This window comes from Pseudomonas sp. W15Feb9B, from assembly GCF_000828175.1.
Lineage (GTDB): Bacteria > Pseudomonadota > Gammaproteobacteria > Pseudomonadales > Pseudomonadaceae > Aquipseudomonas > Aquipseudomonas parakoreensis.
This window is the reverse complement of record NZ_JTKF01000008.1, coordinates 49,615-74,555: the sequence shown is the minus strand read 5'-3', so window position 1 is coordinate 74,555 and position 24,941 is coordinate 49,615. Positions and strand designations below refer to the sequence as shown.

The 24,941-nt window shown below is 60.7% G+C and carries 19 protein-coding genes and 2 tRNA genes; 17 read left to right on the top strand and 4 right to left on the bottom strand.

The genetic code is table 11. From position 1 onward, the window contains the following. The first annotated feature begins 5 nt into the window (after window positions 1-5). The 9 genes from mutL to OC71_RS06010 all read left to right on the top strand — a co-directional run bounded on the left by mutL (window position 6) and on the right by OC71_RS06010 (window position 11,607). Window positions 6-1,907, top strand: coding sequence for a DNA mismatch repair endonuclease MutL (gene mutL, locus OC71_RS06050; RefSeq protein ID WP_177327904.1), 1,902 nt, complete (start codon window positions 6-8; stop codon window positions 1,905-1,907). Further along, window positions 1,907-2,878, top strand: a complete 972-nt coding sequence (gene miaA, locus OC71_RS06045; RefSeq protein WP_041065702.1) for a tRNA (adenosine(37)-N6)-dimethylallyltransferase MiaA — start codon at window positions 1,907-1,909, stop codon at window positions 2,876-2,878. Before mutL ends, miaA begins: the two co-directional genes overlap by 1 nt. A 94-nt stretch (window positions 2,879-2,972) precedes the next feature. Beyond that, window positions 2,973-3,233 carry an RNA chaperone Hfq gene (gene hfq, locus OC71_RS06040; RefSeq protein ID WP_003221112.1) on the top strand — a complete coding sequence of 87 codons (261 nt, stop codon included), beginning with the start codon at window positions 2,973-2,975 and terminating at the stop codon, window positions 3,231-3,233. Window positions 3,234-3,245: 12 nt separating this feature from the next. After that, window positions 3,246-4,547: a ribosome rescue GTPase HflX gene (gene hflX, locus OC71_RS06035; RefSeq protein WP_003221114.1), complete on the top strand. Its 1,302-nt coding sequence runs from the start codon at window positions 3,246-3,248 to the stop codon at window positions 4,545-4,547. Between the two features lie 96 nt (window positions 4,548-4,643). Continuing rightward, window positions 4,644-5,819, top strand: coding sequence for an FtsH protease activity modulator HflK (gene hflK / locus OC71_RS06030; RefSeq protein WP_041065698.1), 1,176 nt, complete (start codon window positions 4,644-4,646; stop codon window positions 5,817-5,819). Beyond that, a complete protein-coding gene (gene hflC / locus OC71_RS06025; protein WP_041065696.1) occupies window positions 5,819-6,688 on the top strand; it encodes a protease modulator HflC in 870 nt (289 codons plus the stop codon). Before hflK ends, hflC begins: the two co-directional genes overlap by 1 nt. 313 nt (window positions 6,689-7,001) lie before the next feature. Then, on the top strand, window positions 7,002-8,189 hold the full coding sequence (locus OC71_RS06020; RefSeq protein WP_041065693.1) for an ATP phosphoribosyltransferase regulatory subunit: 1,188 nt from the start codon (window positions 7,002-7,004) through the stop codon (window positions 8,187-8,189). A gap of 54 nt (window positions 8,190-8,243) precedes the next feature. Continuing rightward, window positions 8,244-9,533 (top strand): adenylosuccinate synthase, encoded by a 1,290-nt coding sequence (locus OC71_RS06015; protein ID WP_003221122.1) that lies wholly within the window; start codon window positions 8,244-8,246, stop codon window positions 9,531-9,533. Window positions 9,534-9,672: 139 nt separating this feature from the next. Then, on the top strand, window positions 9,673-11,607 hold the full coding sequence (locus OC71_RS06010; protein ID WP_041065689.1) for a methyl-accepting chemotaxis protein: 1,935 nt from the start codon (window positions 9,673-9,675) through the stop codon (window positions 11,605-11,607). Window positions 11,608-11,686: 79 nt separating this feature from the next. On the opposite strand, the gene OC71_RS06005 is transcribed toward OC71_RS06010, so the two are convergent. The 4 genes from OC71_RS06005 to OC71_RS05990 form a co-directional block, all read right to left on the bottom strand. Further along, the gene (locus tag OC71_RS06005) at window positions 11,687-13,252 is read right to left on the bottom strand and encodes an iron ABC transporter permease (RefSeq protein ID WP_041065685.1); all 1,566 of its coding nucleotides are present in this window, start codon (window positions 13,250-13,252) and stop codon (window positions 11,687-11,689) included. Beyond that, window positions 13,252-14,262, bottom strand: a complete 1,011-nt coding sequence (locus tag OC71_RS06000; RefSeq protein ID WP_041065682.1) for an extracellular solute-binding protein — start codon at window positions 14,260-14,262, stop codon at window positions 13,252-13,254. Before OC71_RS06000 ends, OC71_RS06005 begins: the two co-directional genes overlap by 1 nt. 282 nt (window positions 14,263-14,544) lie before the next feature. Further along, window positions 14,545-14,631, bottom strand: a tRNA-Leu gene (locus OC71_RS05995). A gap of 181 nt (window positions 14,632-14,812) precedes the next feature. Continuing rightward, window positions 14,813-14,899: transfer RNA gene (locus OC71_RS05990), tRNA-Leu, on the bottom strand. A gap of 225 nt (window positions 14,900-15,124) precedes the next feature. On the opposite strand from OC71_RS05990, the gene rnr reads away from it, so the two are divergent. From rnr to OC71_RS05950, 8 genes are all read left to right on the top strand, one after another. After that, entirely contained in the window at window positions 15,125-17,758 is a 2,634-nt protein-coding gene (gene rnr, locus OC71_RS05985; protein ID WP_041065679.1) for a ribonuclease R, read from the top strand. Then, window positions 17,755-18,519: a 23S rRNA (guanosine(2251)-2'-O)-methyltransferase RlmB gene (gene rlmB / locus OC71_RS05980; protein ID WP_027611421.1), complete on the top strand. Its 765-nt coding sequence runs from the start codon at window positions 17,755-17,757 to the stop codon at window positions 18,517-18,519. Before rnr ends, rlmB begins: the two co-directional genes overlap by 4 nt. 313 nt (window positions 18,520-18,832) lie before the next feature. After that, on the top strand, window positions 18,833-19,255 hold the full coding sequence (gene rpsF / locus OC71_RS05975) for a 30S ribosomal protein S6 (protein ID WP_003221133.1): 423 nt from the start codon (window positions 18,833-18,835) through the stop codon (window positions 19,253-19,255). Window positions 19,256-19,283: 28 nt separating this feature from the next. Next, window positions 19,284-19,514 carry a 30S ribosomal protein S18 gene (gene rpsR / locus OC71_RS05970; protein ID WP_002551829.1) on the top strand — a complete coding sequence of 77 codons (231 nt, stop codon included), beginning with the start codon at window positions 19,284-19,286 and terminating at the stop codon, window positions 19,512-19,514. A 36-nt stretch (window positions 19,515-19,550) separates the two neighbouring features. After that, a complete protein-coding gene (locus OC71_RS05965; RefSeq protein ID WP_041065670.1) occupies window positions 19,551-20,444 on the top strand; it encodes a hypothetical protein in 894 nt (297 codons plus the stop codon). Window positions 20,445-20,463: 19 nt separating this feature from the next. After that, the gene (gene rplI / locus OC71_RS05960) at window positions 20,464-20,910 is read left to right on the top strand and encodes a 50S ribosomal protein L9 (RefSeq protein WP_003186385.1); all 447 of its coding nucleotides are present in this window, start codon (window positions 20,464-20,466) and stop codon (window positions 20,908-20,910) included. Window positions 20,911-21,030: 120 nt separating this feature from the next. Then, on the top strand, window positions 21,031-22,428 hold the full coding sequence (dnaB, locus tag OC71_RS05955; protein WP_041065665.1) for a replicative DNA helicase: 1,398 nt from the start codon (window positions 21,031-21,033) through the stop codon (window positions 22,426-22,428). A 203-nt stretch (window positions 22,429-22,631) separates the two neighbouring features. Beyond that, window positions 22,632-24,935, top strand: a complete 2,304-nt coding sequence (locus OC71_RS05950) for a YgiQ family radical SAM protein (protein WP_041065663.1) — start codon at window positions 22,632-22,634, stop codon at window positions 24,933-24,935. The last annotated feature ends 6 nt before the right edge of the window (window positions 24,936-24,941 follow it).

The window sequence follows — 24,941 nt, the reverse complement described above, 5'->3', positions numbered from 1 at the left end:
ACCAGGTGTTGAACGCCGCGCGCATTGAACTGCTCAGCCCACGGCTGGCGAACCAGATCGCTGCCGGTGAGGTGGTCGAGCGCCCGGCTTCGGTGATCAAGGAGTTGCTGGAAAACAGCCTCGACTCCGGTGCCAAGCGCATCGACGTCGATGTCGAGCAGGGCGGCGTCAAGTTGCTGCGGGTGCGTGACGACGGCAGCGGCATTTCCGCCGACGACCTGCCGCTGGCGCTGGCCCGTCACGCCACCAGCAAGATTCGCAACCTCGAAGATCTGGAGCAGGTGATGAGCCTGGGCTTCCGTGGTGAGGCACTGGCGTCGATCAGCTCCGTGGCGCGCCTGACCCTGACCTCGCGCACCCGCGATGCGGAGCAGGCGTGGCAGGTTGAGACTGAAGGCCGCGACATGGCGCCTCGGGTACAGCCGGCAGCGCATCCGGTCGGTACCTCGGTGGAAGTGCGCGACCTGTTCTTCAATACGCCGGCGCGGCGCAAGTTTCTCAAGACCGAAAAAACCGAATTCGATCACCTGCAAGAAGTGATCAAACGCCTGGCGCTGGCGCGTTTCGACGTCGCCTTCCATCTGCGCCACAACGGCAAGACCATCCTCAGCCTGCACGAGGCCCACGATGATGCGGCCCGCGCCCGGCGTGTAGCGGCGATCTGCGGTTCGGGCTTTTTGGAGCAGGCGCTGCCGATCGAGATCGAGCGCAACGGCCTGCACCTGTGGGGCTGGGTCGGGTTGCCGACCTTCAACCGCAGCCAGGCGGACTTGCAGTATTTCTTTGTGAATGGCCGTGCGGTGCGCGACAAACTGGTGGCCCACGCGGTGCGTCAGGCTTATCGCGATGTGCTGTTCAACGGTCGTCATCCTACGTTTGCGCTGTTTTTCGAGGTTGATCCGGCGGCGGTGGACGTCAACGTGCACCCGACCAAGCACGAAGTGCGCTTCCGTGACGGGCGCATGGTGCATGACTTCCTTTACGGCACGCTGCACCGCGCGCTGGGCGATGTGCGTCCCGAGGATCAGTTGGCCGGTTCCGTGACGACCGCTGTCGTTCGGCCAACGGGCATCGAGGCCGGCGAATTCGGCCCACAGGGCGAAATGCGTCTGGCAGCCAATGCGCTGCTCGAGCAACCGCAGGCGCAACCGGCGTTCAGCACGTCTTCGGGTGCCAGCGCTGGCGGCGCTTATCAGTATCAGTACACGCCACGTCCGCAGTCGGCGATGCCGCCGGCCGCCGAGGCTCAAGCCGCTTACCGCGAGTTCTTCGCACCGTTGCCGGAAGCGAATGCCAACGCACTGCCGGCTGGTCAGGAGGACATTCCGCCGCTCGGTTACGCACTGGCGCAGCTCAAGGGCATCTACATCCTGTCCGAGAACGCCCAGGGTCTGGTGTTGGTGGATATGCATGCCGCGCACGAACGGATCATGTACGAACGCCTGAAGATCGCCATGGCCAGCGAAGGTCTCAGCGGTCAGCCGCTGCTGGTGCCGGAGTCGCTGGCGGTCAGTCAGCGTGAAGCCGATTGTGCTGAAGAACACGCTGCATGGTTCCAGAAGCTGGGCTTCGAGCTGCAGCGTCTGGGCCCGGAAACGTTGGCGATCCGCCAGATTCCGGCGCTGCTCAAGCAGGCCGAGGCCAATCGGTTGGTGGGTGACGTGTTGTCGGACCTGATGGAATACGGCACCAGCGACCGGATTCAGGCACATCTGAACGAACTGCTCGGGACCATGGCCTGCCACGGTGCGATCCGCGCCAACCGGCGCCTGGCCCTGCCAGAAATGAACGGCCTGCTGCGCGACATGGAAAACACCGAGCGCAGCGGTCAATGCAACCATGGCCGACCGACCTGGACCCAACTGGGCCTGGACGATCTGGACAAACTGTTCCTGCGCGGTCGTTGATGAGCCAGCTTCCTCCAGCGATTTTCCTGATGGGCCCGACCGCTGCGGGCAAGACCGACCTGGCCATCGAGCTGACCAAGGTGCTGCCGTGCGAGCTGATCAGCGTCGACTCGGCGCTGGTCTATCGCGGCATGGACATCGGCACCGCCAAGCCATCGAAAGAACTGCTGGCCGAGTTTCCGCACCGGCTGATCGACATTCTCGACCCGGCTGAAGCCTATTCGGCTGCGGATTTTCGTCGCGATGCCCTGCAAGCCATGGCCGAGATCACCGCGCGCGGGAAAATTCCGCTGCTGGTCGGCGGCACCATGCTCTATTACAAGGCGTTGGTTGAAGGCCTGGCGGATATGCCGGCGGCTGATCCCGAAGTCCGCGCACAGATCGAAGAAGAGGCTGCGCGCCTTGGCTGGCAAGCCCTGCACGAGCAGCTGGCGATCATCGATCCGGTGTCGGCGGCACGCATTCACCCGAACGATCCGCAGCGCCTGAGTCGGGCGCTGGAGGTTTATCGGGTCAGTGGCCAGAGCATGACCGCCCTGCGTCAGCAACAATCTGCGCAAAGTACTGAAGCAGCCGCTTCGGGACGGCAACAATTGCCCTATACTGTCGCGAACTTGGCCATTGCTCCGGCAAATCGCCAGGTACTGCACGAACGCATTAAACAAAGATTCACAAATATGCTGGAACAGGGATTCATCGACGAGGTCGTAGCCCTGCGTAAAAGAAGTGACCTGCATGCCGGGTTGCCGTCTATACGTGCGGTAGGCTACCGCCAAGTCTGGGACTACCTGGATGGCAAGCTGTCGTTAGCTGAAATGCAGGAACGCGGCATCATTGCCACGCGTCAATTGGCCAAGCGCCAGTTCACCTGGCTGCGCAGCTGGGAAGAACTGCACTGGCTGGACAGTCTTGATTGCGACAATCTGCCACGCGCCTTGAAATACCTTGGGACCATCTCCATATTGAGCTGAGTCCTTGCAATTGCCGTCTATCCTTGGGGGTGTGGCGGCCAAAGCCATCTGAATTACCTATTTTTATTATTGAATCCTTAAAGGAGTGCGGCACATGTCAAAAGGGCATTCGCTACAAGACCCTTACTTGAATACTTTACGTAAAGAGAAAGTTGGGGTTTCCATCTACCTGGTCAACGGTATCAAACTGCAAGGCACGATCGAGTCGTTCGACCAGTTCGTTATCCTGCTGAAAAACACCGTCAGCCAGATGGTTTACAAACACGCTATCTCGACAGTCGTGCCAGTACGTCCAATTCGTCTGCCTAGCGCAACCGAATCCGATGCAGGTGACGCTGAGCCAGGTAACGCCTGATAGGAGTCTCCTTTGTTCTTTGAGCGCCACGGTGGTGGTGAGCGAGTCATCCTCGTTCACTTGGAAGGTCAGGACCCTGAGGCGCGCGAAGATCCGCAGGAGTTTCAGGAATTGGCTAATTCGGCGGGCGCCGAGACCGTTGCGTTTTTTAACGTACCGCGTCATCGGCCAACCGCCAAATTCCTGATTGGCAGCGGCAAGGTCGAAGAGTTACGCGACCTGGTCCATGCCGAGAAGGCCGATCTGGTGATTTTCAATCACATTCTCACGCCCAGTCAGGAACGTAACCTCGAACGTGTTTTCGAGTGTCGCGTGATCGACCGTACCGGCCTGATTCTCGATATCTTCGCCCAGCGCGCGCGTACCCATGAAGGCAAGCTCCAGGTCGAACTGGCCCAGCTTGATCACATGAGCACCCGTCTGGTTCGCGGCTGGACTCACCTTGAACGTCAGGGTGGCGGTATCGGCATGCGCGGCCCGGGTGAAACCCAGCTCGAAACCGACCGGCGTCTGCTGCGGGTTCGTCTGCGCCAGATCAAGGGTCGTCTGGAAAAAGTACGCAGCCAGCGCGAGCAATCGCGACGCGGCCGCTCCCGTGCGGATATCCCTACCGTGTCTCTGGTGGGCTATACCAACGCCGGCAAATCCACGCTGTTCAATAACGTGACCAAATCCGAGGTGTACGCGGCCGACCAGTTGTTCGCCACGCTGGACCCGACCTTGCGCCGTCTGGAACTGGACGACCTGGGGCCGATTGTTCTCGCGGACACGGTAGGGTTCATTCGCCACTTGCCGCACAAGCTGGTCGAGGCATTTCGGTCTACGCTCGAAGAGTCGAGCAACTCCGACCTGCTGTTGCACGTGATCGATGCGGCCGAACCGGATCGCATGTTGCAGATCGAGCAGGTGATGGTGGTGCTGGGCGAGATCGGGGCGCAGGACTTGCCGATCCTCGAGGTATACAACAAACTCGATTTGCTTGAAGGCGTTGAGCCACAGATCCAGCGCGATGCCGATGGCAAGCCACAACGGGTCTGGCTGTCGGCGCGTGATGGCACGGGTCTGGAATTGCTTGAGCAAGCCATTGCCGAGTTGCTGGGCAGTGATTTGTTTGTGGGCACATTGCGCTTGCCGCAACGGTTCGCTCGACTGCGTGCGCAGTTCTTCGAACTCGGCGCGGTACAGAAAGAAGAACACGACGAAGAAGGCATCTGCCTGCTGGCCGTTCGTTTGCCCCGGGTCGAGTTGAATCGACTGGTAAGCCGCGAAGGATTGCAGCCGATGGAATTCATCGAGCAACACACTTTGCAATAAAAGCCTGGCAAAGCGGTTGTGCCGCAACGGCAGGCATTCTGTAGCATTGGTCGGCGCGCCGTGGGTGCGTCTTTGCTTTATCAGATGGAGAGCGCTATGGCTTGGAATGAGCCGGGTGGCAACTCGAATAATCAGGATCCCTGGGGTGGCAAGCGCCGCAATAACGGCGACCGCAAGGGGCCACCGGATCTCGACGAGGCCTTCCGAAAGCTGCAGGAAAGCCTGAACGGGTTGTTCGGTGGTGGTAAGAAACGCGGTGGTGACGACGGCGGTGGTTCGGGCAGGAGTGGTGGCGGCTTCGGCGGACTGCTCGGCATCGGCCTCGTCGTGCTGGCGGCTGTCTGGCTGTACAGCGCGGTCTATGTGGTCGACGAGCAGGAGCAAGCCGTGGTGCTGCGCTTCGGCAAGTACTACGAGACTGTCGGCCCCGGCCTGAACATCTACTTCCCGCCGATCGACAAGAAGTACATGGAGAACGTCACGCGTGAGCGTGCCTACACCAAGCAGGGCCAGATGCTGACCGAAGACGAAAACATCGTCGAAGTGCCGCTGACCGTGCAGTACAAGATCAGCAACCTGCAGGATTTCGTGCTGAACGTCGATCAGCCGGAAATCAGCCTGCAGCATGCGACCGACAGTGCTCTGCGCCACGTGGTGGGTTCGACCGCCATGGACCAGGTGCTGACCGAAGGTCGTGAACTGATGGCCAGCGAAATCAAGGAGCGTCTGCAACGTTTCCTCGATACCTATCGCACCGGTATCACCGTCACTCAGGTCAACGTACAGAGCGCAGCGGCACCGCGCGAAGTGCAGGAAGCCTTTGACGACGTGATCCGCGCCCGGGAAGACGAGCAGCGTTCGCGCAACCAGGCGGAAACCTACGCCAACGGCGTCGTGCCGGAAGCCCGTGGTCAGGCCCAGCGTATCCTCGAGGATGCCAACGGTTACCGTGACGAAACGGTCTCGCGCGCCAAGGGTGAGGCAGACCGCTTTACCAAGCTGGTCGCGGAATATCGCAAGGCCCCTGAAGTCACCCGCCAGCGTCTGTACCTGGACACCATGCAGGAAGTCTTCAGCAACACCAGCAAGGTACTCGTGACCGGCAACAAGAACGGCCAGAGCAACCTGCTTTACCTGCCGTTGGACAAGATGATCCAGAACAGTTCGGGCAGCAATGCACCGGTGACCGGTTCGGCCGCCGCCAGCAACAACACGGACGTCGCGCCGCATGTCACTGACCTGCCGCAGACACGTACAAGGGAGAGCCGCTGATGAGCAATAAATCGCTGATCGCCCTGATCGTTGGCGTTGTCGTGGTGCTGGTGGGCTGGAACTGCTTCTACATCGTCGCTCAGACCGAGCGTGCGGTGCTGCTGCAATTCGGTCGTGTGGTTCAGGCTGATGTTCAGCCGGGCCTGCATGTGAAAGTGCCTTACGTTAACCAGGTGCGTAAATTCGACGCACGTCTGATGACGCTGGATGCACCGACACAGCGCTTCCTGACCCTGGAAAAGAAAGCCGTGATGGTCGATGCCTACGCCAAGTGGCGCGTGAAAGATGCCGAGCGCTTCTACACCGCGACTTCCGGCCTCAAGCAAATCGCCGACGAGCGTCTGTCCCGTCGTCTGGAATCCGGGCTGCGTGACCAGTTCGGCAAACGCACCCTGCACGAAGTGGTATCGGGTGAGCGTGATGCGCTGATGGCTGACATCACCGCGTCGCTGAACAAGATGGCGGAAAAAGAGCTGGGTATCGAAGTCGTCGATGTCCGGGTCAAGGCCATCGATCTGCCGAAAGAAGTGAACCGCAGCGTGTTCGAGCGCATGAGCACCGAGCGTGAGCGTGAAGCTCGCGAGCACCGCGCCAAGGGTAACGAGCTGGCCGAAGGCATCCGTGCCGACGCCGATCGTCAACGCCGCGTGCTGTTGGCTGAGGCCTATCGTGAATCCGAAGAGATTCGCGGTGACGGCGATGCCCAGGCTGCTGCGATCTACTCCAAGGCCTACGGTCAGGATCAGGAGTTCTACGGTTTCTACCGTAGCCTGCGTGCCTACCGTGACAGCTTCGCGAACAAATCCGACGTCATGGTTCTCGACCCAAGCAGCGACTTCTTCCGTTACCTGGAAAAGTCCAAGCCTTGATACGACGTTGACCTGAATCATTCCGCCCGGCGGCTAAAACCTCGGGCGGGGTGATCCTTTGGGAAAACGTGTGTATGATGCGGCAGCCGGGAAATTCCCGGCTTTTTTGCGTCTGCACGTTTGATTGCTGTTTTTTGTTGCAGGCATCGGGTTGAATGGCCCGAGCGTTTTTCGAGGAAAGTGATGGGCGAAGCCGGTAACAGGCCTTTCGCCGCGTCGTTCATGCGCGTGCGTTTTGAACGGTTCGGTCATTTTCTGCTTCACTCAAGGCTCGCCCGCAGGCTGGCCGCCCGGATCAAAGGGGAATGGCGTAATGGCAACGGTAGACCGCTGGCTGCTGCCAGATGGCATCGAAGAAGTACTGCCACCGGAAGCGGCGCGCATTGAAGTCGCGCGTCGTCAGGTGTTGGATCTGTTCCAGAGCTGGGGTTACGAGTTTGTCGTGACTCCCCATATCGAGTACCTGGAATCCCTGCTGACCGGTGCGGGCCAGGACCTGGATCTGCGTACCTTCAAGGTCATCGACCCGCAGTCGGGTCGGCAGATGGGGTTCCGTGCCGACATCACGCCGCAAGTGGCGCGCATCGATGCGCACACCCTGCGTCGCGAAGGCCCTAGCCGCCTGTGCTACGCCGGCAGCGTGCTGCATGCCCAGCCGCGTGCGCTGTCGTCCTCGCGCAGCCCGATTCAACTGGGTGCCGAGTTATACGGCGATGCCAGCCCGAGCAGCGACGTGGAAGTCATCAGCCTGATGCTGGCCATGCTGCAACTGGCCGATGTGCCGGATGTGCACATGGACCTTGGCCATGTCGGCATCTACCGTGGTCTGGCGCGTGCCGCCGGTCTGTCCGGTGAGGTTGAGCAGCAGTTGTTCGATGCGTTGCAACGCAAGGCCATCGACGAGGTCATTAGCTTGACCGAAGGCCTGCCGGCCGATCTGTCCGGCATGCTGCGGGCACTGGTCGACCTGTGTGGTGGCCGTGAAGTATTGAGCGCTGCCCGTGAGCGTCTGGCCAATGCGCCGGCGCCGGTTTTGGCGGCGCTGGAAGATTTGCTGGCAATCGCCGAGCGTCTGGCGACGCGTTTCCCGGAGCTGCCGCTGTACTTCGATCTGGGCGAGCTGCGTGGCTACCACTACCACACCGGTGTGGTGTTCGCGGTGTTTGTCCCGGGCGTGGGTCAGTCCATCGCTCAGGGCGGTCGTTACGACGACATCGGCGCCGACTTCGGTCGTGCCCGTCCGGCGACCGGCTTCTCTACCGATTTGAAAACCCTGGTGACCCTGGGGCGTGCTGAGATCGAGCTACCGTCTGGCGGTATCTGGATGCCTGACAGTACGGATGCGGCACTCTGGCAGCAGGTTTGCCAGTTGCGCAGTGAGGGTCAGCGTGTCGTTCAGGCATTGCCTGGACAACCTTTGGCCGCTGCCCGTGATGCGGACTGCGACCGGCAATTGATTCAGCAGAACGGGCTTTGGCAAGTATCGCCACTGGCTTCTTGAGTTTTCCTGCCGGCCATCGCCGGCACCAAGTTTGCGCGAATGAGGACAAGTGTTATGGGTAAGAATGTCGTAGTCCTGGGCACCCAATGGGGTGATGAGGGCAAAGGCAAGATCGTTGATCTGCTGACCGAACATGCTGCCGCCGTAGTGCGCTACCAAGGTGGCCACAACGCTGGCCACACCCTGGTGATCGACGGCGAGAAAACCGTCTTGCACCTGATCCCGTCGGGCGTGCTGCGCGAAGGCGTGCAGTGCCTGATCGGCAACGGCGTGGTGGTTGCACCTGACGCCCTGCTGCGTGAGATCACCAAGCTGGAAGAGAAAGGCGTACCGGTGCGCGAGCGCCTGCGTATCAGCCCGTCCTGCCCGCTGATCCTGTCCTTCCACGTGGCGCTGGACCAGGCCCGTGAAAAAGCCCGTGGCGAGCTGAAGATCGGCACCACCGGTCGCGGCATCGGCCCGGCTTACGAAGACAAGGTTGCACGCCGTGGCCTGCGCGTCGGCGACCTGCTGAACATGCCGCGTTTCGAAGACAAGCTGCGTGAACTGGTGGATTACCACAACTTCATGCTGGTGGGTTACTACAAAGAGCCGGCCATCGAGTTTGAAAAGACCCTGGCCGAGTGCAAGGAATACGCCGAGCTGCTCAAGCCGCTTATGCTCGACGTGACTGCCGAGCTGCACGACCTGCGTCGCGCCGGCAAAGACATCATGTTCGAAGGTGCTCAGGGTTCGCTGCTCGACATCGACCACGGTACCTACCCGTACGTGACCAGTTCCAACACCACCGCCGGTGGCGTGGCGACCGGTTCGGGCGTTGGCCCGATGTTCCTCGACTACATCCTGGGCATTACCAAGGCTTACACCACTCGCGTCGGTTCGGGTCCATTCCCGACTGAGCTGTTCGACGACGTGGGCGCGCACCTGGCCAAGCAAGGTCACGAGTTCGGCGCGACCACCGGCCGTGCTCGTCGTTGCGGCTGGTTCGACGCCGTTATCCTGCGTCGCGCCATCGATGTGAACAGCATCTCGGGCATCTGCCTGACCAAGCTGGACGTCCTCGATGGTCTGGAAACCATCAACATCTGCACCGGCTACAAGGACGCGCAAGGCAATGCCGTGGCGCCGACCGACGCTGACAGCTACGTGGGCCTGCAGCCTGTGTACGAAGAAGTGCCGGGCTGGACCGAATCGACCGTGGGTGCCAAAACCCTGGAAGAGCTGCCAGCTAACGCTCGTGCCTACATCAAACGCGTTGAAGAGTTGATCGGCGCGCCGATCGACATTATTTCGACGGGCCCGGATCGCAACGAAACCATCGTTCTGCGTCATCCGTTCGCTTGATAAGTCGTTGATGTAAATAACAAAGGCCCCTTCATCGGGGCCTTTGTCGTTTATGCCTGTTGGACGGCATGACCTTTGCTGTAAATCTTCCTACAAGAGTGCCATCAAATTAATGGCGTCAGACGTAGAGGGATTCACAGTGTCGGCCGTTCTCTCACTGTTACAAAGCCGTTTGTTGCGGCCCGTGTTCGTTACCCTTGGTATCGCCCTTTTGGTGCAAGTGCTGGTGGCAGTCGCCCTGACACGAAGCACGGTCACGGCGCTGGAGGCTGATCTCGGCACTCGTCTGGGCGCTGACAGCCAAAAGCTCTCCGGCGAGCTGGAGCAGGCCGGGCGCGAAGTCACCTCAAGCCTCGATAACCTTTCCTCAAGTACCCGGCAACGTCTGACCGCTGGTCTGTCCGCGCGTCTGAAGGATGAGCAGGCACAACTGCGTGCGACGCTGGAAAAAGACCTGAAGGATTCGGCCAATGACATGGCCCAGTTGCTCGCCTCAGTGGCGCCGCGCGCCATGTGGGACAGCGACGTGCCGACCCTGTCGGAATTCGCCCGTCGCGCCCAGCGTAACCCCAACGTGTTGTTCGTGGTTTACGACGACGCCACCGGACAACACCTGACGCGTTATCTCAATCGCGAAAACCCGATCAACAAAGCCCTGCTGGAAAAAGGCCAGGGCGAGCGTGCGCTGGACAAGGTACTGGACGCGGCGAAGAACGATCCGTCGGTCTACTACCTCGAAGCGTCGATCAACCCTAACGGCGTGGAAATCGGCAAAGTGCTGATGGGCGTCTCGACCGCGTCGGTGGAAACCGATCTGGCGGCGCTCGACCAGCGCTTCTCAGCGCTGATCGCCAGCAGCGATCAATTGGTGGGCGACAGCCTCAAGGGCGCAGCAGCGGACAGCGCGACAGCCATGCAGGCACGCCTGCAGTCCGCGCAATCCACCGCTGCCGAAATGAAAGCCAATACCAGCAGCACCGTGCAGGATGCCGCCGCGACCTTGCGCTGGCGGATCGGCATGGGCCTGGCGCTCGTCGGTTGTGGCGTGCTGTTGTTGCTGGCGGTGGTGCTCGGGCACCGGGTAGTCAATCGCTTGAAGATGCTCAATGCGGCGATGGACGATCTGGCGGCGGGCGAGGGCGACCTGACCAAGCGTGTGCAGATCAACAGCAAGGACGAGATCGGCGACATGGCCTCGGCAGTCAATCGCTTTGTGGATAAATTGCAGCCGATCGTGCGCGAGGCGGGCGATGTGGCCCAGCGTACCGGCGTGGAAATCGGTGCGATGACCCTGCGCAATGCCGGTGCTGACGCAGCGGCCGGGATGCAGCGTGATGAAGTGGCGGAGAGCCTGCGCGCGCTGTCGCAGATGGCCGACGAGGCACAATCGGAAAGCCACGCCATGCAGGCGGCGTTGAAGCAGGTGGTGGATATTCGCCAGGCCACCGATGAAAACACTCGCACCTCGGCGAAGGTCGGCAGTTTGATCGAGGCGCTGGCCGGGCAGGTCGACACCGGGGCGAAAGTTATCGAGCGACTGGCGCAGCAGAGCGAACAGATTGAAGTGGTGTTGACGGTGATTCACGGCATCGCCGAGCAGACTAACCTGTTGGCCTTGAACGCGGCGATCGAAGCGGCACGGGCCGGTGAGACCGGGCGCGGTTTTGCGGTGGTCGCCGATGAAGTGCGCGCGTTGGCGAGCAAGACGCAAAGCTCGACGGGCGATATCCAGGCGCACATCGTCGCGTTGCAGCAAGGCGCGCGTGAGGCGGTCGAGGCGATTGGTCAGGCCGGGCGTCAGGCCAGCGAAGGTTTGCTGGTGTTACGCGACAGCGCACGGTTGCAGCAGTCGGTGCAGGCTTCGGTCGAGCAGGTGCATGCGGCGATCGGTCTGGCGACGCAGGCGGCGGCGCATCAGGCGCAGGGCGCGCAGGCAGTGCGCGGGCGGGTCGAGACGATCCATGCCCAGGCCGAGAAAGCGGCGCAAGCGGTGGTGGAAACCACGGCCAGTGGCAAGGTGCTGGATGGGTTGGCGGCGCAGTTGAAGGCCAGCCTCGGACAGTTCAGGGCTTAAATCAAAAGATCGCAGCCTGCGGCAGCTCCTACAGGGAAATGCAAATCCCCATGTAGGAGCTGTCGCAGGCTGCGATCTTTTAGCGGCTCAGGTACATTCGCGTCGTCAGCAGATACACCGGCAACCCCGACACCACAATCAACAGCGCCGCATAAGGCGCCGCCGCCGCAAATTCGACATTCGCGGTATGCGCCCAGACCTCGGTTGCCAATGTGTTAAGCCCGGTAGGGCTCAGCAGCAGCGTCGCCGTCAGTTCCTTCATCGCATCCAGAAACACCAGCGCAAACGCCGCACCCAAGGCCGGGAAAATGATCGGCAGGGTCACCCGGCAAAACGCGGTGAACGACGAGGCCCCCAACGTGCGTGCCGCTTCTTCCAACTGTGGCGCAGCCTTGTTCAGTGCCGTGCGAATCGGCGCCTGCGCCAGCGGCAGAAACAGCAGCGCGTAGGCGATCAGCAGCAGCGCCGACGTCTGGTACAGCGCCGGCACGTAATGCAGGGCGAAATACACCAGCGTCAACGCAATCACCAGGCCCGGCAAGGCGTGGAGCAGATACGGCAGGCGCTCGGCCCAGATCGCCAGTTGGCCCTTGTAACGCACCACCAGCAGTCCGACCGGCACCGCCAGCAGCAGGCACAGCGCCGCGCCACCGAGCGACAAGGCCAGCGAAGACAGCAGCGCCTCTGTGATCGCTGCGACCGGGAAGGCTGCCGATGAGCCAACCGCCAGCCAATACGCGAGCATGCCCAGCGGAATTCCGCTGCCGACAATCGCCAGCAACAGGCAATACAACTGACCGACAATAGCCCATGGCCCCAATCGCACTTGCTCGGCCTGACGTGCCGCGCCCTGGCCTGTGCGCACATGGCGACCCTTGCCGCGGACACGCAACTCCAGCCACAGCAGCATCAGACAAAGCGCGAGCAGCACCGCCGAAAGCATCGCCGCGTTGGCGTTGCTGAATTCCAGTTCGAATTGCTGATAGATCGCGGTGGTGAAGGTTTGCAGGCCGATGATCGACAGCGCGCCGAACTCGACCAGCATGTGCAGGGCAATCAGCAGCGAACCGGCCAGCAGCGACGGCCAGAGCAGCGGCAGGGTGACGCGGAAGAACACGCCCCAGCGATTCTGTCCCAAGGTGCGGGCAGATTCTTCAAGGGACGGATCGAGGTTGCGCAGGGTCGCCGCGACCGGCAGAAAGATCAGCGGATACTTCGACAGGCTCATCACCAGAATCGCCCCGCCGAGGCCTTCGAACTGCGCGCTTAACGATACCCAGGTAAAGCTGCTGACGAACGCCGGCACCGCGAACGGCAGGCACAGAATCACGCCCCACAGGCGTCGTCCCGGCAGATTGCTGCGCTCCAGTAGCCACGCCAGTGACAGGCCGATCACGCCGCACGTCAGCGTCACGCCAACCATCAACGCCAGCGTGTTGCGCAGCAGGCCAAACACATAGGGGCGCCACAGCAAGTGCAGTGCCTCCGCCCAGCCGGCCTGCCAGGCTTTCAGACCGACATAGGCCAGCGGCAACAGGCTCAGCACCACCAGTAATAAAACCGGCAGCACCAGCCAGATCGATGGCCGCTTGCGTCGTGGCACGTAACCCCCGCGCGCGGCGGGGGCGGATAACGATGCGGCCATCAGTTCAGGCCAACTTCACGTTCCAGCTCCAGGGCTTCCTCGGCGTTGCCCAAATCGGCCGGGGTCACGTTCGGCGCTTGCAGTTCGCTGAATGGCTTGAGGCCGCGATCCGACTCCATGCCCTTGTGCAGCGGGTATTCGGCGGTGGTCTGGGTGATCACGCGCTGACCTTCTTCGCTGGCCATGTAGGCAAGGAATTGCTGAGCTTCTTTTGGGTGTTTGCTGGATTTCAGTACGGCAGCACTGGACACGGTGATCAGTCCGCCGACATCGCCGCCGGTGAAGTAATGCAGTTTCGAGTCGAGTTTGCCTTTCTCACGCTGCAGGGCGAACCAGTAGTAGTTGTTCACCAATACGGTGGCGACCTCACCATTTTCCACGGCTTTGAGGGCGACCATGTTGTTGCTGTAGGTCTTGCCGAAAGCGCGCAGGCCGGTCAGCCATTCCTCGGCGGCGTCGCGACCGTGCATCTTGATGATCGCCACGGCTTGTTCCTGGAATGCGCCGCTGGTCGGGACGAATCCGACTTTGCCTTGCCACTTTGGATCGGAGAATTCCATCACCGACTTCGGCAGGTCTTTCTCATCGACCAGTTTCGGGTTGTAGGCAACCACGCGAACCCGCGCGGTGACACCGATCCAGGTGCCGTTGCCGGCGACGTATTGCTTGGGTAGCACGGCCAGCGTGGCGTCGTCGGTCTTGGCCAGCAGGCCTTGCTCGCCGAGGTTGTTCAGCGGAGGAGATTCTTCGGTGTAGATCACGTCGGCGGGGGAACGGTCGCCTTCTTCGATGACCTGGCTGGCGAGCTGGTTGCTGCTGCCCTTGCGTACGTTGACGTGAATGCCGGTCTTGGCCTCGAAAGCTTTGGCGATCGCATCGCCGACTTCCTTGTGTTGACCGTTGTAGAGCGTCAGGGAAACCGCATCGGCTGCCTGGGTGAGGGGAGTGGCGAGTGCCAGGCCGAGCAGGGTGAAGGTCAAGCCGCGGCGCAGGGTATTTCGAAACATCATTCGCAGGGTTCCTCACTGTCGCATTGCAAAAACTTGCAACAATGATAAACGATATTGTTTCTCAAGTGCGCCTTGCGGGCTGCCGCCAGCTCTGGTACGGCGCATTCGCAGAAATGTAGGAGCTGCCGAAGGCTGCGATCTTTTGATCTTTTTTTAAAAGCAAAGATCGCAGCCTTCGGCAGCTCCTACAGGGGCGGGGCGCAAGTTTTCAAACGCCAGAAACGCAAAAACCCGCTTTCGCGGGTTTTTGGGAAACTCAACGTCGTAACCTTGAGTTTGAATTGGTGCCCAGAAGAAGACTCGAACTTCCACGACCGTAAGGTCACCAGCACCTGAAGCTGGCGTGTCTACCAATTTCACCATCTGGGCATTCATCGCGAGCGTTGCCGCTGTTGATGTGGCGCACTATACGGAGCGCTTTTTGATCTGTAAACCCCTGATTTAATTTTAATTAATCGGGTTTGACAAAACCGTTCCCCGGAATGCAAAAAACCCGCTTTCGCGGGTTTTTGTGTGAGTCTTGAAACTGTTCTAGTCTCAAACTCGAAATTGGTGCCCAGGAGAAGACTCGAACTTCCACGACCGTAAGGTCACCAGCACCTGAAGCTGGCGTGTCTACCAATTTCACCACCTGGGCATCTCGTCAACGTGTGTACGTCGTCGATGGCGCGCACTATACGGAGCGCCTTTTTAACTGTAAACCCCCGGCAGCAAAAAAAATGATTTTTTTTACCGGCGGTGTTCAAAAGGGCTTTCAGGCGTCGATACAAGGCTTCAGAAGGGCCTTATAGAGTCGGAAATTTCCCGTTTGATGACGCCTATGCCAAACTAACCCGCATATAGACAAGGTGAAAACTCTCTAATGGCCGATTGGCAGTCCCTCGATCCCGAGGCCGCTCGTGAAGCGGAAAAATATGAAAACCCTATTCCCAGCCGCGAACTGATCCTTCAGCACCTTGCTGATCGGGGTTCGCCTGCTGCCCGCGAGCAACTGGTCGAAGAGTTTGGTCTGACCACAGAAGACCAGATCGAAGCCCTGCGCCGCCGCCTGCGCGCCATGGAGCGCGACGCTCAACTGATCTACACCCGCCGTGGCACCTATGCACCGGTAGACAAGCTCGACCTGATCCTCGGTCGCATCAGCGGTCACCGTGACGGCTTCGGCTTCCTGGTGCCGGACGACGGCAGTGACGATTTGTTCATGAGCCCGGCGCAAATGCGTCTGGTGTTCGACGGTGACCGTGCCCTGGCTCGGGTTTCCGGTCTCGACCGTCGCGGTCGCCGGGAAGGCGTGATCGTCGAGGTGGTGTCCCGTGCCCACGAGAGTATCGTTGGTCGCTACTTCGAAGAAGGCGGCATCGGTTTCGTCGTTGCCGACAATCCGAAGATTCAGCAGGAAGTGCTGGTGACTCCAGGTCGCAACGCCAACGCGCAAATCGGTCAGTTCGTCGAGGTGAAAATCACCCACTGGCCGACGCCGCGCTTCCAGCCGCAAGGCGATGTGATCGAAGTGGTCGGCAACTACATGGCGCCGGGCATGGAAATCGATGTCGCGCTGCGTACCTACGACATTCCGCACGTCTGGCCTGAAGCGGTGCTCAAAGAAGCCGCCAAGCTCAAGCCTGAAGTCGAAGAGAAAGACAAAGAGAAGCGTGTCGACCTGCGCCATCTGCCGTTCGTCACCATCGACGGCGAAGATGCCCGCGACTTCGACGACGCGGTCTACTGCGAAGCCAAGCCGGGCAAACTGCGTCTGTTCTCCGGCGGCTGGAAGTTGTACGTGGCAATTGCCGACGTTTCCAGCTACGTGAAGATCGGTTCGGCGCTGGACAACGAAGCCCAGGTGCGCGGCAACTCGGTGTACTTCCCCGAGCGCGTGGTGCCGATGCTGCCTGAGCAGCTGTCCAACGGCCTGTGCTCGCTGAACCCGCACGTCGATCGTCTGGCCATGGTTTGCGAGATGACCATCTCCAAGTCCGGCGAAATGACCGACTACTGCTTCTATGAAGCGGTGATCCATTCCCACGCCCGTCTGACCTACAACAAGGTCAGCGCGATGCTGGAAACCCCGAAAGCCACCGAAGCGCGCAAGCTTCGCGGCGAATACACCGACGTGGTGCCGCACCTCAAGCAGCTCTATGCGCTGTACAAAGTGTTGCTGGCTGCCCGTCACGTGCGCGGCGCGATCGATTTCGAAACGCAGGAAACCCGGATCATCTTCGGTTCCGAGCGCAAGATCGCCGAAATCCGTCCGACCACCCGCAACGATGCGCACAAGCTGATCGAGGAATGCATGCTGGCGGCCAACGTGGCCACTGCCGAATTCCTCAAGAAGCACGAAATCCCTGCGCTGTACCGTGTCCACGACGGCCCGCCACCGGAGCGTCTGGAAAAACTGCGCGCCTTCCTCGGCGAGCTCGGCCTGTCCCTGCACAAAGGCAAGGAAGGACCGTCGCCGAAGGACTATCAGGCCCTGTTGGCGAGCATCAAGGACCGTCCGGATTTCCATCTGATCCAGACCGTGATGCTGCGCTCCCTGAGCCAGGCGGTGTACAGCGCCCAGAACGAAGGTCACTTCGGTCTGAACTACGAGGCCTATACCCACTTCACCTCGCCGATCCGTCGCTATCCGGACCTGCTCACGCACCGCGCGATCCGCAGCGTGATCCATTCGAAGCAGGACACGCCGCACGTTCGCCGCGCAGGGGCGATGACCATTCCGAAGGCGCGCATCTATCCGTACGACGAAGCGGCGCTGGAGCAACTCGGCGAGCAGTGCTCGATGAGCGAGCGCCGTGCCGACGAGGCCACCCGCGACGTGGTGAACTGGCTCAAGTGCGAGTTCATGAAGGATCGCGTCGGCGAATCGTTCCCGGGTGTGATCACGGCGGTGACCGGTTTTGGTCTGTTCGTCGAGCTGACCGACATCTATGTCGAAGGCTTGGTGCACGTCACCGCGCTGCCGGGCGATTACTACCACTTTGATCCTGTGCATCACCGCCTGGCGGGCGAGCGCACCGGTCGCAGTTTCCGTCTCGGCGACACCGTTGAAGTGCGCGTGATGCGCGTCGACCTCGACGAGCGCAAGATCGACTTCGAGATGGCCGAAAAAACCATCAGCGCGCCGATTGGTCGTAAGAAGCGCGGCAGCGAAAGCACCGCTCCGGCTGCGACCAAGGCTGTGGAAGACAAGGCTCCGGCGAAAACCGCCAGCCGTCGTCCAGCCAAAGAGAAAGCCGTCGAGGCCTATCGCCCGAGCGATGCCGTGGCGAAAAACGCCGAGCTGCGCAAAAGCCGTGAATTGAAGAAGGCCTTGCTGGCCGAAGCCAAAAGCGGTGGTAAAGCGGCGTCTGGGGGAAAGACCGGGCGGTCGGCGCCTGACAAGGCCGTCGGCGGCAAACCAGCCAAACCGAGCAAACACCGTAAAGGCCCGCCGAAAGCGGGTTCGGCTCCAGCCAAAAGTGGCGGGTCGCGTAAACCGAAGGCGAAGTCATGAGTCAGTTGGAAAAAATCTACGGCGTTCACGCGGTAGAAGCGTTGCTGCGTCACCACCCGAAACGCGTCAAGCAGATCTGGCTGGCCGAAAGCCGCAATGATCCGCGCGTGCAGACCCTGATCGAACTGGCCAACGAAAATCGTGTGCAGATCGGTCAGGCCGAGCGCCGCGAAATGGACGCCTGGGTTGAAGGCGTGCACCAAGGCGTGGTCGCGGACGTCAGTCCGAGCCAGGTCTGGGGCGAGGCGATGCTCGACGAGCTGCTCGACCGCACCGAAGGCGCACCGTTGTTGCTGGTGCTCGACGGCGTGACCGACCCACACAACCTCGGCGCCTGCCTGCGTTCGGCGGATGCTGCCGGCGCGCTGGCGGTGATCGTGCCCAAGGACAAGTCGGCAACCCTGACGCCGGTGGTGCGTAAAGTGGCCTGCGGCGCGGCGGAAGTGATTCCGCTGGTGGCGGTGACCAACCTGGCACGCACTCTGGAAAAGCTCCAGCAGCGCGGTCTGTGGGTCGTCGGCACCGCGGGTGAGGCCGAGGTCAGCATTTATGACCAGGACTTGACCGGCCCGACCATCCTGATCATGGGCGCCGAAGGCAAAGGCATGCGTCGCCTGACCCGTGAGCACTGTGACTATCTGGTGAACCTGCCGATGGCTGGCAGCGTCAGCAGCCTCAATGTGTCCGTGGCGACCGGCGTGTGCCTGTTCGAAGCGCAGCGTCAACGCGGCGCCAAGGCCAAAGTTGCCGCGAAGAAGTAATCTTGAGCTGAAATCGGTTCAAATGTGGGAGCGAGCCTGCTCGCGAAAGGGGTGTGTCAGACGACAATAATGTTGCCTGATAGATCGCATTCGCGAGCAGGCTCGCTCCCACAGTGTTTTGTGTCAGGTCGAAGATCGGTGATTGTTCAAATAATCACCAATTGCCTTGCACCTCTGCAGTCCCTTCTCTACAATTGCGCCCCTTGCTGTGACGGCAGGCACGCATGTGCCCCGCGCCAGCAAGTCCATAAGTGTCATTCACTCCTTGTCTGACCGTTTTTGAGCGGCAGGCTACAACCCGTAAGGAGCATTCATGCGTCATTACGAAATCATCTTTCTGGTCCACCCTGACCAGAGCGAGCAAGTCGGCGGCATGGTTGAGCGTTACACCAAGCTGATCGAAGAAGACGGCGGCAAAATCCACCGTCTGGAAGACTGGGGCCGTCGTCAACTGGCCTACGCAATCAACAATGTTCACAAGGCTCACTACGTGATGCTGAACGTTGAGTGCACTGGCAAGGCCCTGGCCGAGCTGGAAGACAACTTCCGCTACAACGATGCTGTGATCCGTAACCTGGTCATCCGTCGCGACGAAGCCGTTACCGGCCAGTCCGAGATGCTCAAGGCTGAAGAAAACCGCAGTGAGCGCCGTGAGCGTCGCGACCGTCCTGAGCACTCCGACGCTGATGGCGTTGAGGGTGATGACAGCGACAACAGCGATAACGCTGACGAGTAATCCACGGACCTTTTAAGGAGCCTATCAAATGGCACGTTTCTTCCGTCGTCGTAAATTCTGCCGCTTCACCGCTGAAGACGTGAAAGAGATCGATTACAAAGATCTCAACACTCTGAAAGCCTACGTATCCGAGACCGGCAAAATCGTTCCAAGCCGCATCACCGGTACCAAAGCTCGTTATCAGCGTCAGCTGGCCACCGCTATCAAGCGCGCCCGCTTCCTGGCCCTGCTGGCCTACACCGACAGCCACGGCCGCTGAGACCGGGCAGTCGACAAGTAGCAAAGGATTGAATGCATGCGTGCCTTAGCTGAGTTCATCATGCGCGGCCGTATGCAGGCCACTCTCGTAGTGGCCGGGTGTGCAACATTGCCGTTGTTGTATTGGTTGGGTGCTGCCGCCGGGAGCCTGGTGCTTCTGCGGCGCGGACTGTCGGACGCCATCGGCGTCCTGTCCCTGGGGCTGCTGCCGGCATTGATCTGGTGGCTGTATGCCGATGATCCGCGGGCACTTCTGGTGCTGCTGGGGTCTTCGGGGCTTGCGTTGGTGTTGCGCGCAAGCGAATCCTGGGTCCGCACGCTGCTGGTCAGCGTAGTGATTGGAGTGGTGTTTTCTGTGGTGCTCGGGGCAGCGTTTGCGGCCCAGATCGAGATGCTCGCGCAGGCCTTGATAAAGGTCATGCCGGCGCTTCTTGGTGAAACCTACAAGCAATTGTCGGTCGATGAGCAAGCGCGTTTCGCGTCCCTGATTGCGCCAGTCCTGACCGGACTGATTGCGGCGTTGTTGCAGATCGTCAGCGTGCTGAGCCTGATTATCGGGCGTCATTGGCAGGCGTTGTTGTACAACCCGGGTGGTTTTGGTCGCGAGTTTCGCGCCATCCGGATCCCGCTGGGGCCGGCGATGTTGCTGCTGGCGTTGATGCTTCTGGGCCCGAATCTCGGTGCACAGATGGCCATGTTGACGCCGTTGTGCAGTGTGCCGCTGGTGTTCGCCGGACTGGCCCTGATTCACGGGCTGGTCGGGCAGAAGCGACTGGCCGGTTTCTGGCTGGTGGGGTTGTACGTCACGCTGCTGTTGTTCATGCAGCTGCTCTATCCGTTGCTCGTGGTTCTGGCCATTGTCGACAGCCTGATTGATTTTCGCGGTCGTCACGTGTCGAAAGGCACCGATAACGCGAACGGTGAAGGTTAAAAGTTAAGAGGATTTCCACATGCAACTGATCCTTCTGGAAAAAATCGCCAACCTGGGCAACCTGGGCGACAAAGTAAACGTTAAGGCCGGTTACGGCCGTAACTACCTGCTGCCTTTCGGCAAAGCTACCGCTGCGACCGCTGCCAACCTGGCTGCGTTCGAAGAGCGTCGCGCTGAGCTGGAAAAAGCCGCCGCAGACCGTAAAGCATCGGCTGAAAGCCGTGCTGCCCAACTGGCCGAGCTGGAAGTGACCATCACTGCCACCGCTGGCGACGAAGGCAAGCTGTTCGGTTCGATCGGTACTCACGACATCGCTGACGCACTGACCGCCTCCGGCGTTGAAGTTGCGAAAAGCGAAGTTCGTCTGCCGAACGGCACCATCCGCAACGTGGGTGAATTCGACGTGGCTGTGCACCTGCACGCCGAAGTTGAAGCCACCGTACGCGTTGTCGTGGTAGCAGCTTAAGCAATACTTGTCGGCTGGCACCCTCGGGTGCTAGCCGGTAACATCGGGCACGATCCTGTTTACAGGTCGTGCCCTTTGTCTTTCTGGTACTCCCGTTTTCAACCCTGACTCCAAGTGGCCATGAACGAAATCACCGCTCCCGAGCAATACGATCTGCAAACCGCCGCGCTGAAAGTGCCGCCGCATTCCATCGAGGCCGAACAGGCTGTACTCGGTGGTCTGATGCTGGACAACAACGCCTGGGAACGCGTGCTCGATCAAGTCTCCGACGGCGATTTCTACCGACATGACCACCGTCTGATCTTCCGTGCGATCGCCAAACTGGCCGATCAGAACATGCCGATCGACGTCGTGACCCTTGCCGAGCAACTGGACAAGGAAGGTCAGACGTCCCAGGTCGGGGGCCTCGGTTACCTCGGCGAACTGGCGAAAAACACGCCGTCCGTCGCCAACATCAAGGCCTATGCGCAGATCGTTCGCCAGCGGGCGACGTTGCGCCAGTTGATCGGCATCAGCACTGAAATTGCCGACGCCGCCTTCAACCCCGAAGGTCGTACCGCCGAAGAGATCCTCGACGAGGCCGAACGGCAGATCTTCCAGATCGCCGAGGCGCGCCCCAAGACCGGCGGGCCGGTGGGCGTCAACGAACTGTTGACCAAGGCCATCGATCGCATCGACACCCTGTTCAACACCGCCGACTCGATCACCGGCCTGTCCACCGGTTATACCGACCTTGACGAGAAGACCAGCGGCCTGCAACCGGCCGACCTGATCATCGTCGCCGGCCGTCCGTCGATGGGTAAGACCACCTTCGCCATGAACCTGGTGGAGAACGCCGTACTGCGCAGCGACAAGGCGGTGCTGGTGTACTCTCTCGAGATGCCAGGCGAATCGCTGATCATGCGTATGCTTTCGTCCCTGGGGCGTATCGATCAGACCAAGGTGCGTTCCGGCCAGCTGGAAGACGACGACTGGCCGCGCCTGACCTCGGCGGTCAATCTGCTCAACGACCGCAAGCTGTTCATCGACGATACTGCCGGCATCAGCCCGTCGGAAATGCGTGCGCGAACCCGGCGCCTGGTCCGCGAACATGGCGATATCGGTCTGATCATGATCGACTACCTGCAACTGATGCAGATTCCCGGCTCCAGTGGCGACAACCGGACCAACGAGATTTCCGAGATCTCGCGATCCCTGAAAGCCCTGGCCAAGGAATTCAACTGCCCGGTGGTGGCGCTGTCGCAGCTCAACCGCTCCCTGGAGCAACGTCCCAACAAGCGTCCGGTGAACTCCGACTTGCGGGAATCCGGAGCGATCGAGCAGGACGCCGACGTCATCATGTTCGTGTACCGGGACGAGGTGTATCACCCGGAAACCGAGCACAAGGGCATCGCCGAAATCATCATCGGCAAGCAGCGGAACGGCCCGATCGGCTTTATTCGCCTGGCGTTTATCGGTAAGTACACCCGCTTCGAAAACCTCGCGCCGGGCAGTTACAACTTCGACGACGACGAGTAACGTCGAGCACCTGTGGCGAGGGCGCGTGCTCCCGATCGGCTGCGCAGCAGTCGAATTCTGGGGGCTGCTTCGCAACCCGGCGGGAGCAAGCTCCCTCGCCACAGGTAAAGCACAATTTCCGACCATAGCCGTCGGAATTGGTCAAAATTTGTGCTATATTCCGCGCCCGCGAAATTCAATGAAAGCCAACACCGGTTATCGACATGCAAGCAGCCAAGCCGTTATTTGACTATCCAAAGTACTGGGCCGAATGTTTCGGGCCAGCGCCATTCCTGCCGATGAGCAGGGAGGAGATGGATCAGCTCGGCTGGGATTCCTGCGACATCATCATCGTCACCGGTGATGCCTACGTCGATCACCCGTCGTTCGGCATGGCGATTATCGGCCGGCTGCTGGAGTCCCAGGGCTTCCGCGTCGGGATCATCGCCCAGCCGAACTGGCAGTCCAAAGACGATTTCATGAAGCTCGGCGAGCCGAACCTGTTCTTCGGCGTCGCGGCCGGCAACATGGACTCGATGATCAACCGCTACACCGCGGACAAGAAAATCCGTTCCGACGACGCCTACACGCCGGGTGGCATGGCGGGCAAACGTCCGGACCGCGCGAGCCTGGTCTACAGCCAGCGTTGCAAAGAGGCGTACAAGCATGTGCCGATCGTCCTCGGCGGCATCGAGGCGTCCCTGCGTCGCATCGCCCACTACGACTATTGGCAGGATCGCGTGCGCAACTCGATCCTGATCGACGCCAGCGCTGACATTCTGCTGTACGGCAACGCCGAGCGGGCCATTGTCGAAGTGGCCCAGCGCCTGTCCTATGGGCACAAGATCGAAGACATCACCGATGTGCGCGGCACCGCGTTCATCCGCCGTGACACGCCGCAAGGCTGGTACGAAGTCGACTCCACGCGCATCGACCGTCCGGGCAAGATCGACAAGATCATCAACCCGTACGTGAACACCCAGGACACCCAGGCCTGCGCCATCGAGCAAGAAAAAGGCCCGGTGGACGATCCCGAGGAAGCCAAGGTCGTACAGATTCTGGCCAGCCCGAAGATGACCCGCGACAAGACCGTGATCCGCCTGCCGTCGATGGAAAAGGTGCGTAACGACCCGGTCCTGTACGCCCACGCCAACCGCGTGCTGCACTTGGAAACCAACCCGGGCAACGCCCGCGCGCTGGTGCAGAAGCATGGCGAGATCGACGTCTGGTTCAACCCGCCGCCGATTCCGATGACCACTGAAGAAATGGACTACGTGTTCGGCATGCCTTACGCACGGGTTCCGCACCCGGCGTACGGCAAGGAAAAGATCCCGGCCTACGACATGATCCGTTTCTCGGTGAACATCATGCGTGGCTGCTTTGGCGGCTGCACGTTCTGCTCGATCACCGAGCACGAAGGCCGGATCATCCAGAACCGTTCCGAAGAGTCGATCATTCGCGAAATCGAAGAGATCCGCGACAAGGTTCCTGGCTTCACCGGCGTGATCTCCGACCTTGGCGGCCCGACCGCGAACATGTACCGCATCGCCTGCAAGAGCCCGGAAATCGAATCCGCGTGCCGCAAGCCGTCCTGCGTGTTCCCGGGCATTTGCCCGAACCTGAATACCGACCACTCGTCGCTGATTCAGCTGTACCGCAGCGCCCGTGCCTTGCCGGGTGTGAAGAAGATCCTGATTGCCTCCGGCCTGCGTTACGACCTCGCGGTCGAGTCGCCGGAGTACGTCAAAGAGCTGGTGACCCACCACGTTGGCGGTTACCTGAAGATCGCCCCGGAACACACCGAGGAAGGTCCGCTCAACCAGATGATGAAACCGGGGATCGGTACTTACGACCGCTTCAAGCGCATGTTCGAGAAGTACACCAAGGAAGCCGGTAAAGAGCAGTACCTGATCCCGTACTTCATCGCCGCGCACCCGGGCACCACCGACGAAGACATGATGAACCTGGCCCTGTGGCTCAAGGGCAACGGTTTCCGTGCCGACCAGGTGCAGGCGTTCTACCCGTCGCCGATGGCCACCGCCACCGCGATGTACCACTCGGGCAAGAACCCGCTGCGCAAGGTCACCTACAAGAGCGACGGTGTGACTATCGTCAAGAGCGAGGAGCAGCGTCGTCTGCACAAGGCGTTCTTGCGTTATCACGACCCGAAAGGCTGGCCGATGCTGCGCGAAGCGCTGACCCGCATGGGCCGCGCCGACCTGATCGGGCCGGGCAAGAACCAGTTGATCCCGCTGCATCAGCCGGCCACCGACAGCTACCAGAGCGCCCGTCGCAAGAACTCGACGCCGGCTGGCAGTCACAAGGTCGCGAAAGAGAAGACCACCAAGATTCTCACCCAGCACACCGGCCTGCCGCCGCGTGCCAGTGACGGTGGCAACCCTTGGGACAAGCGTGAACAAGCCAAGGCTGCGGCGTTTGCCCGCAACCAGCAGGCGGCCAAGGAGCGCAAGGAAGCGGCCAAGGGCAAGGGGCCGAAACCGGCACGCAAGCCCGTCGTTCCGCGCTGAGTCACT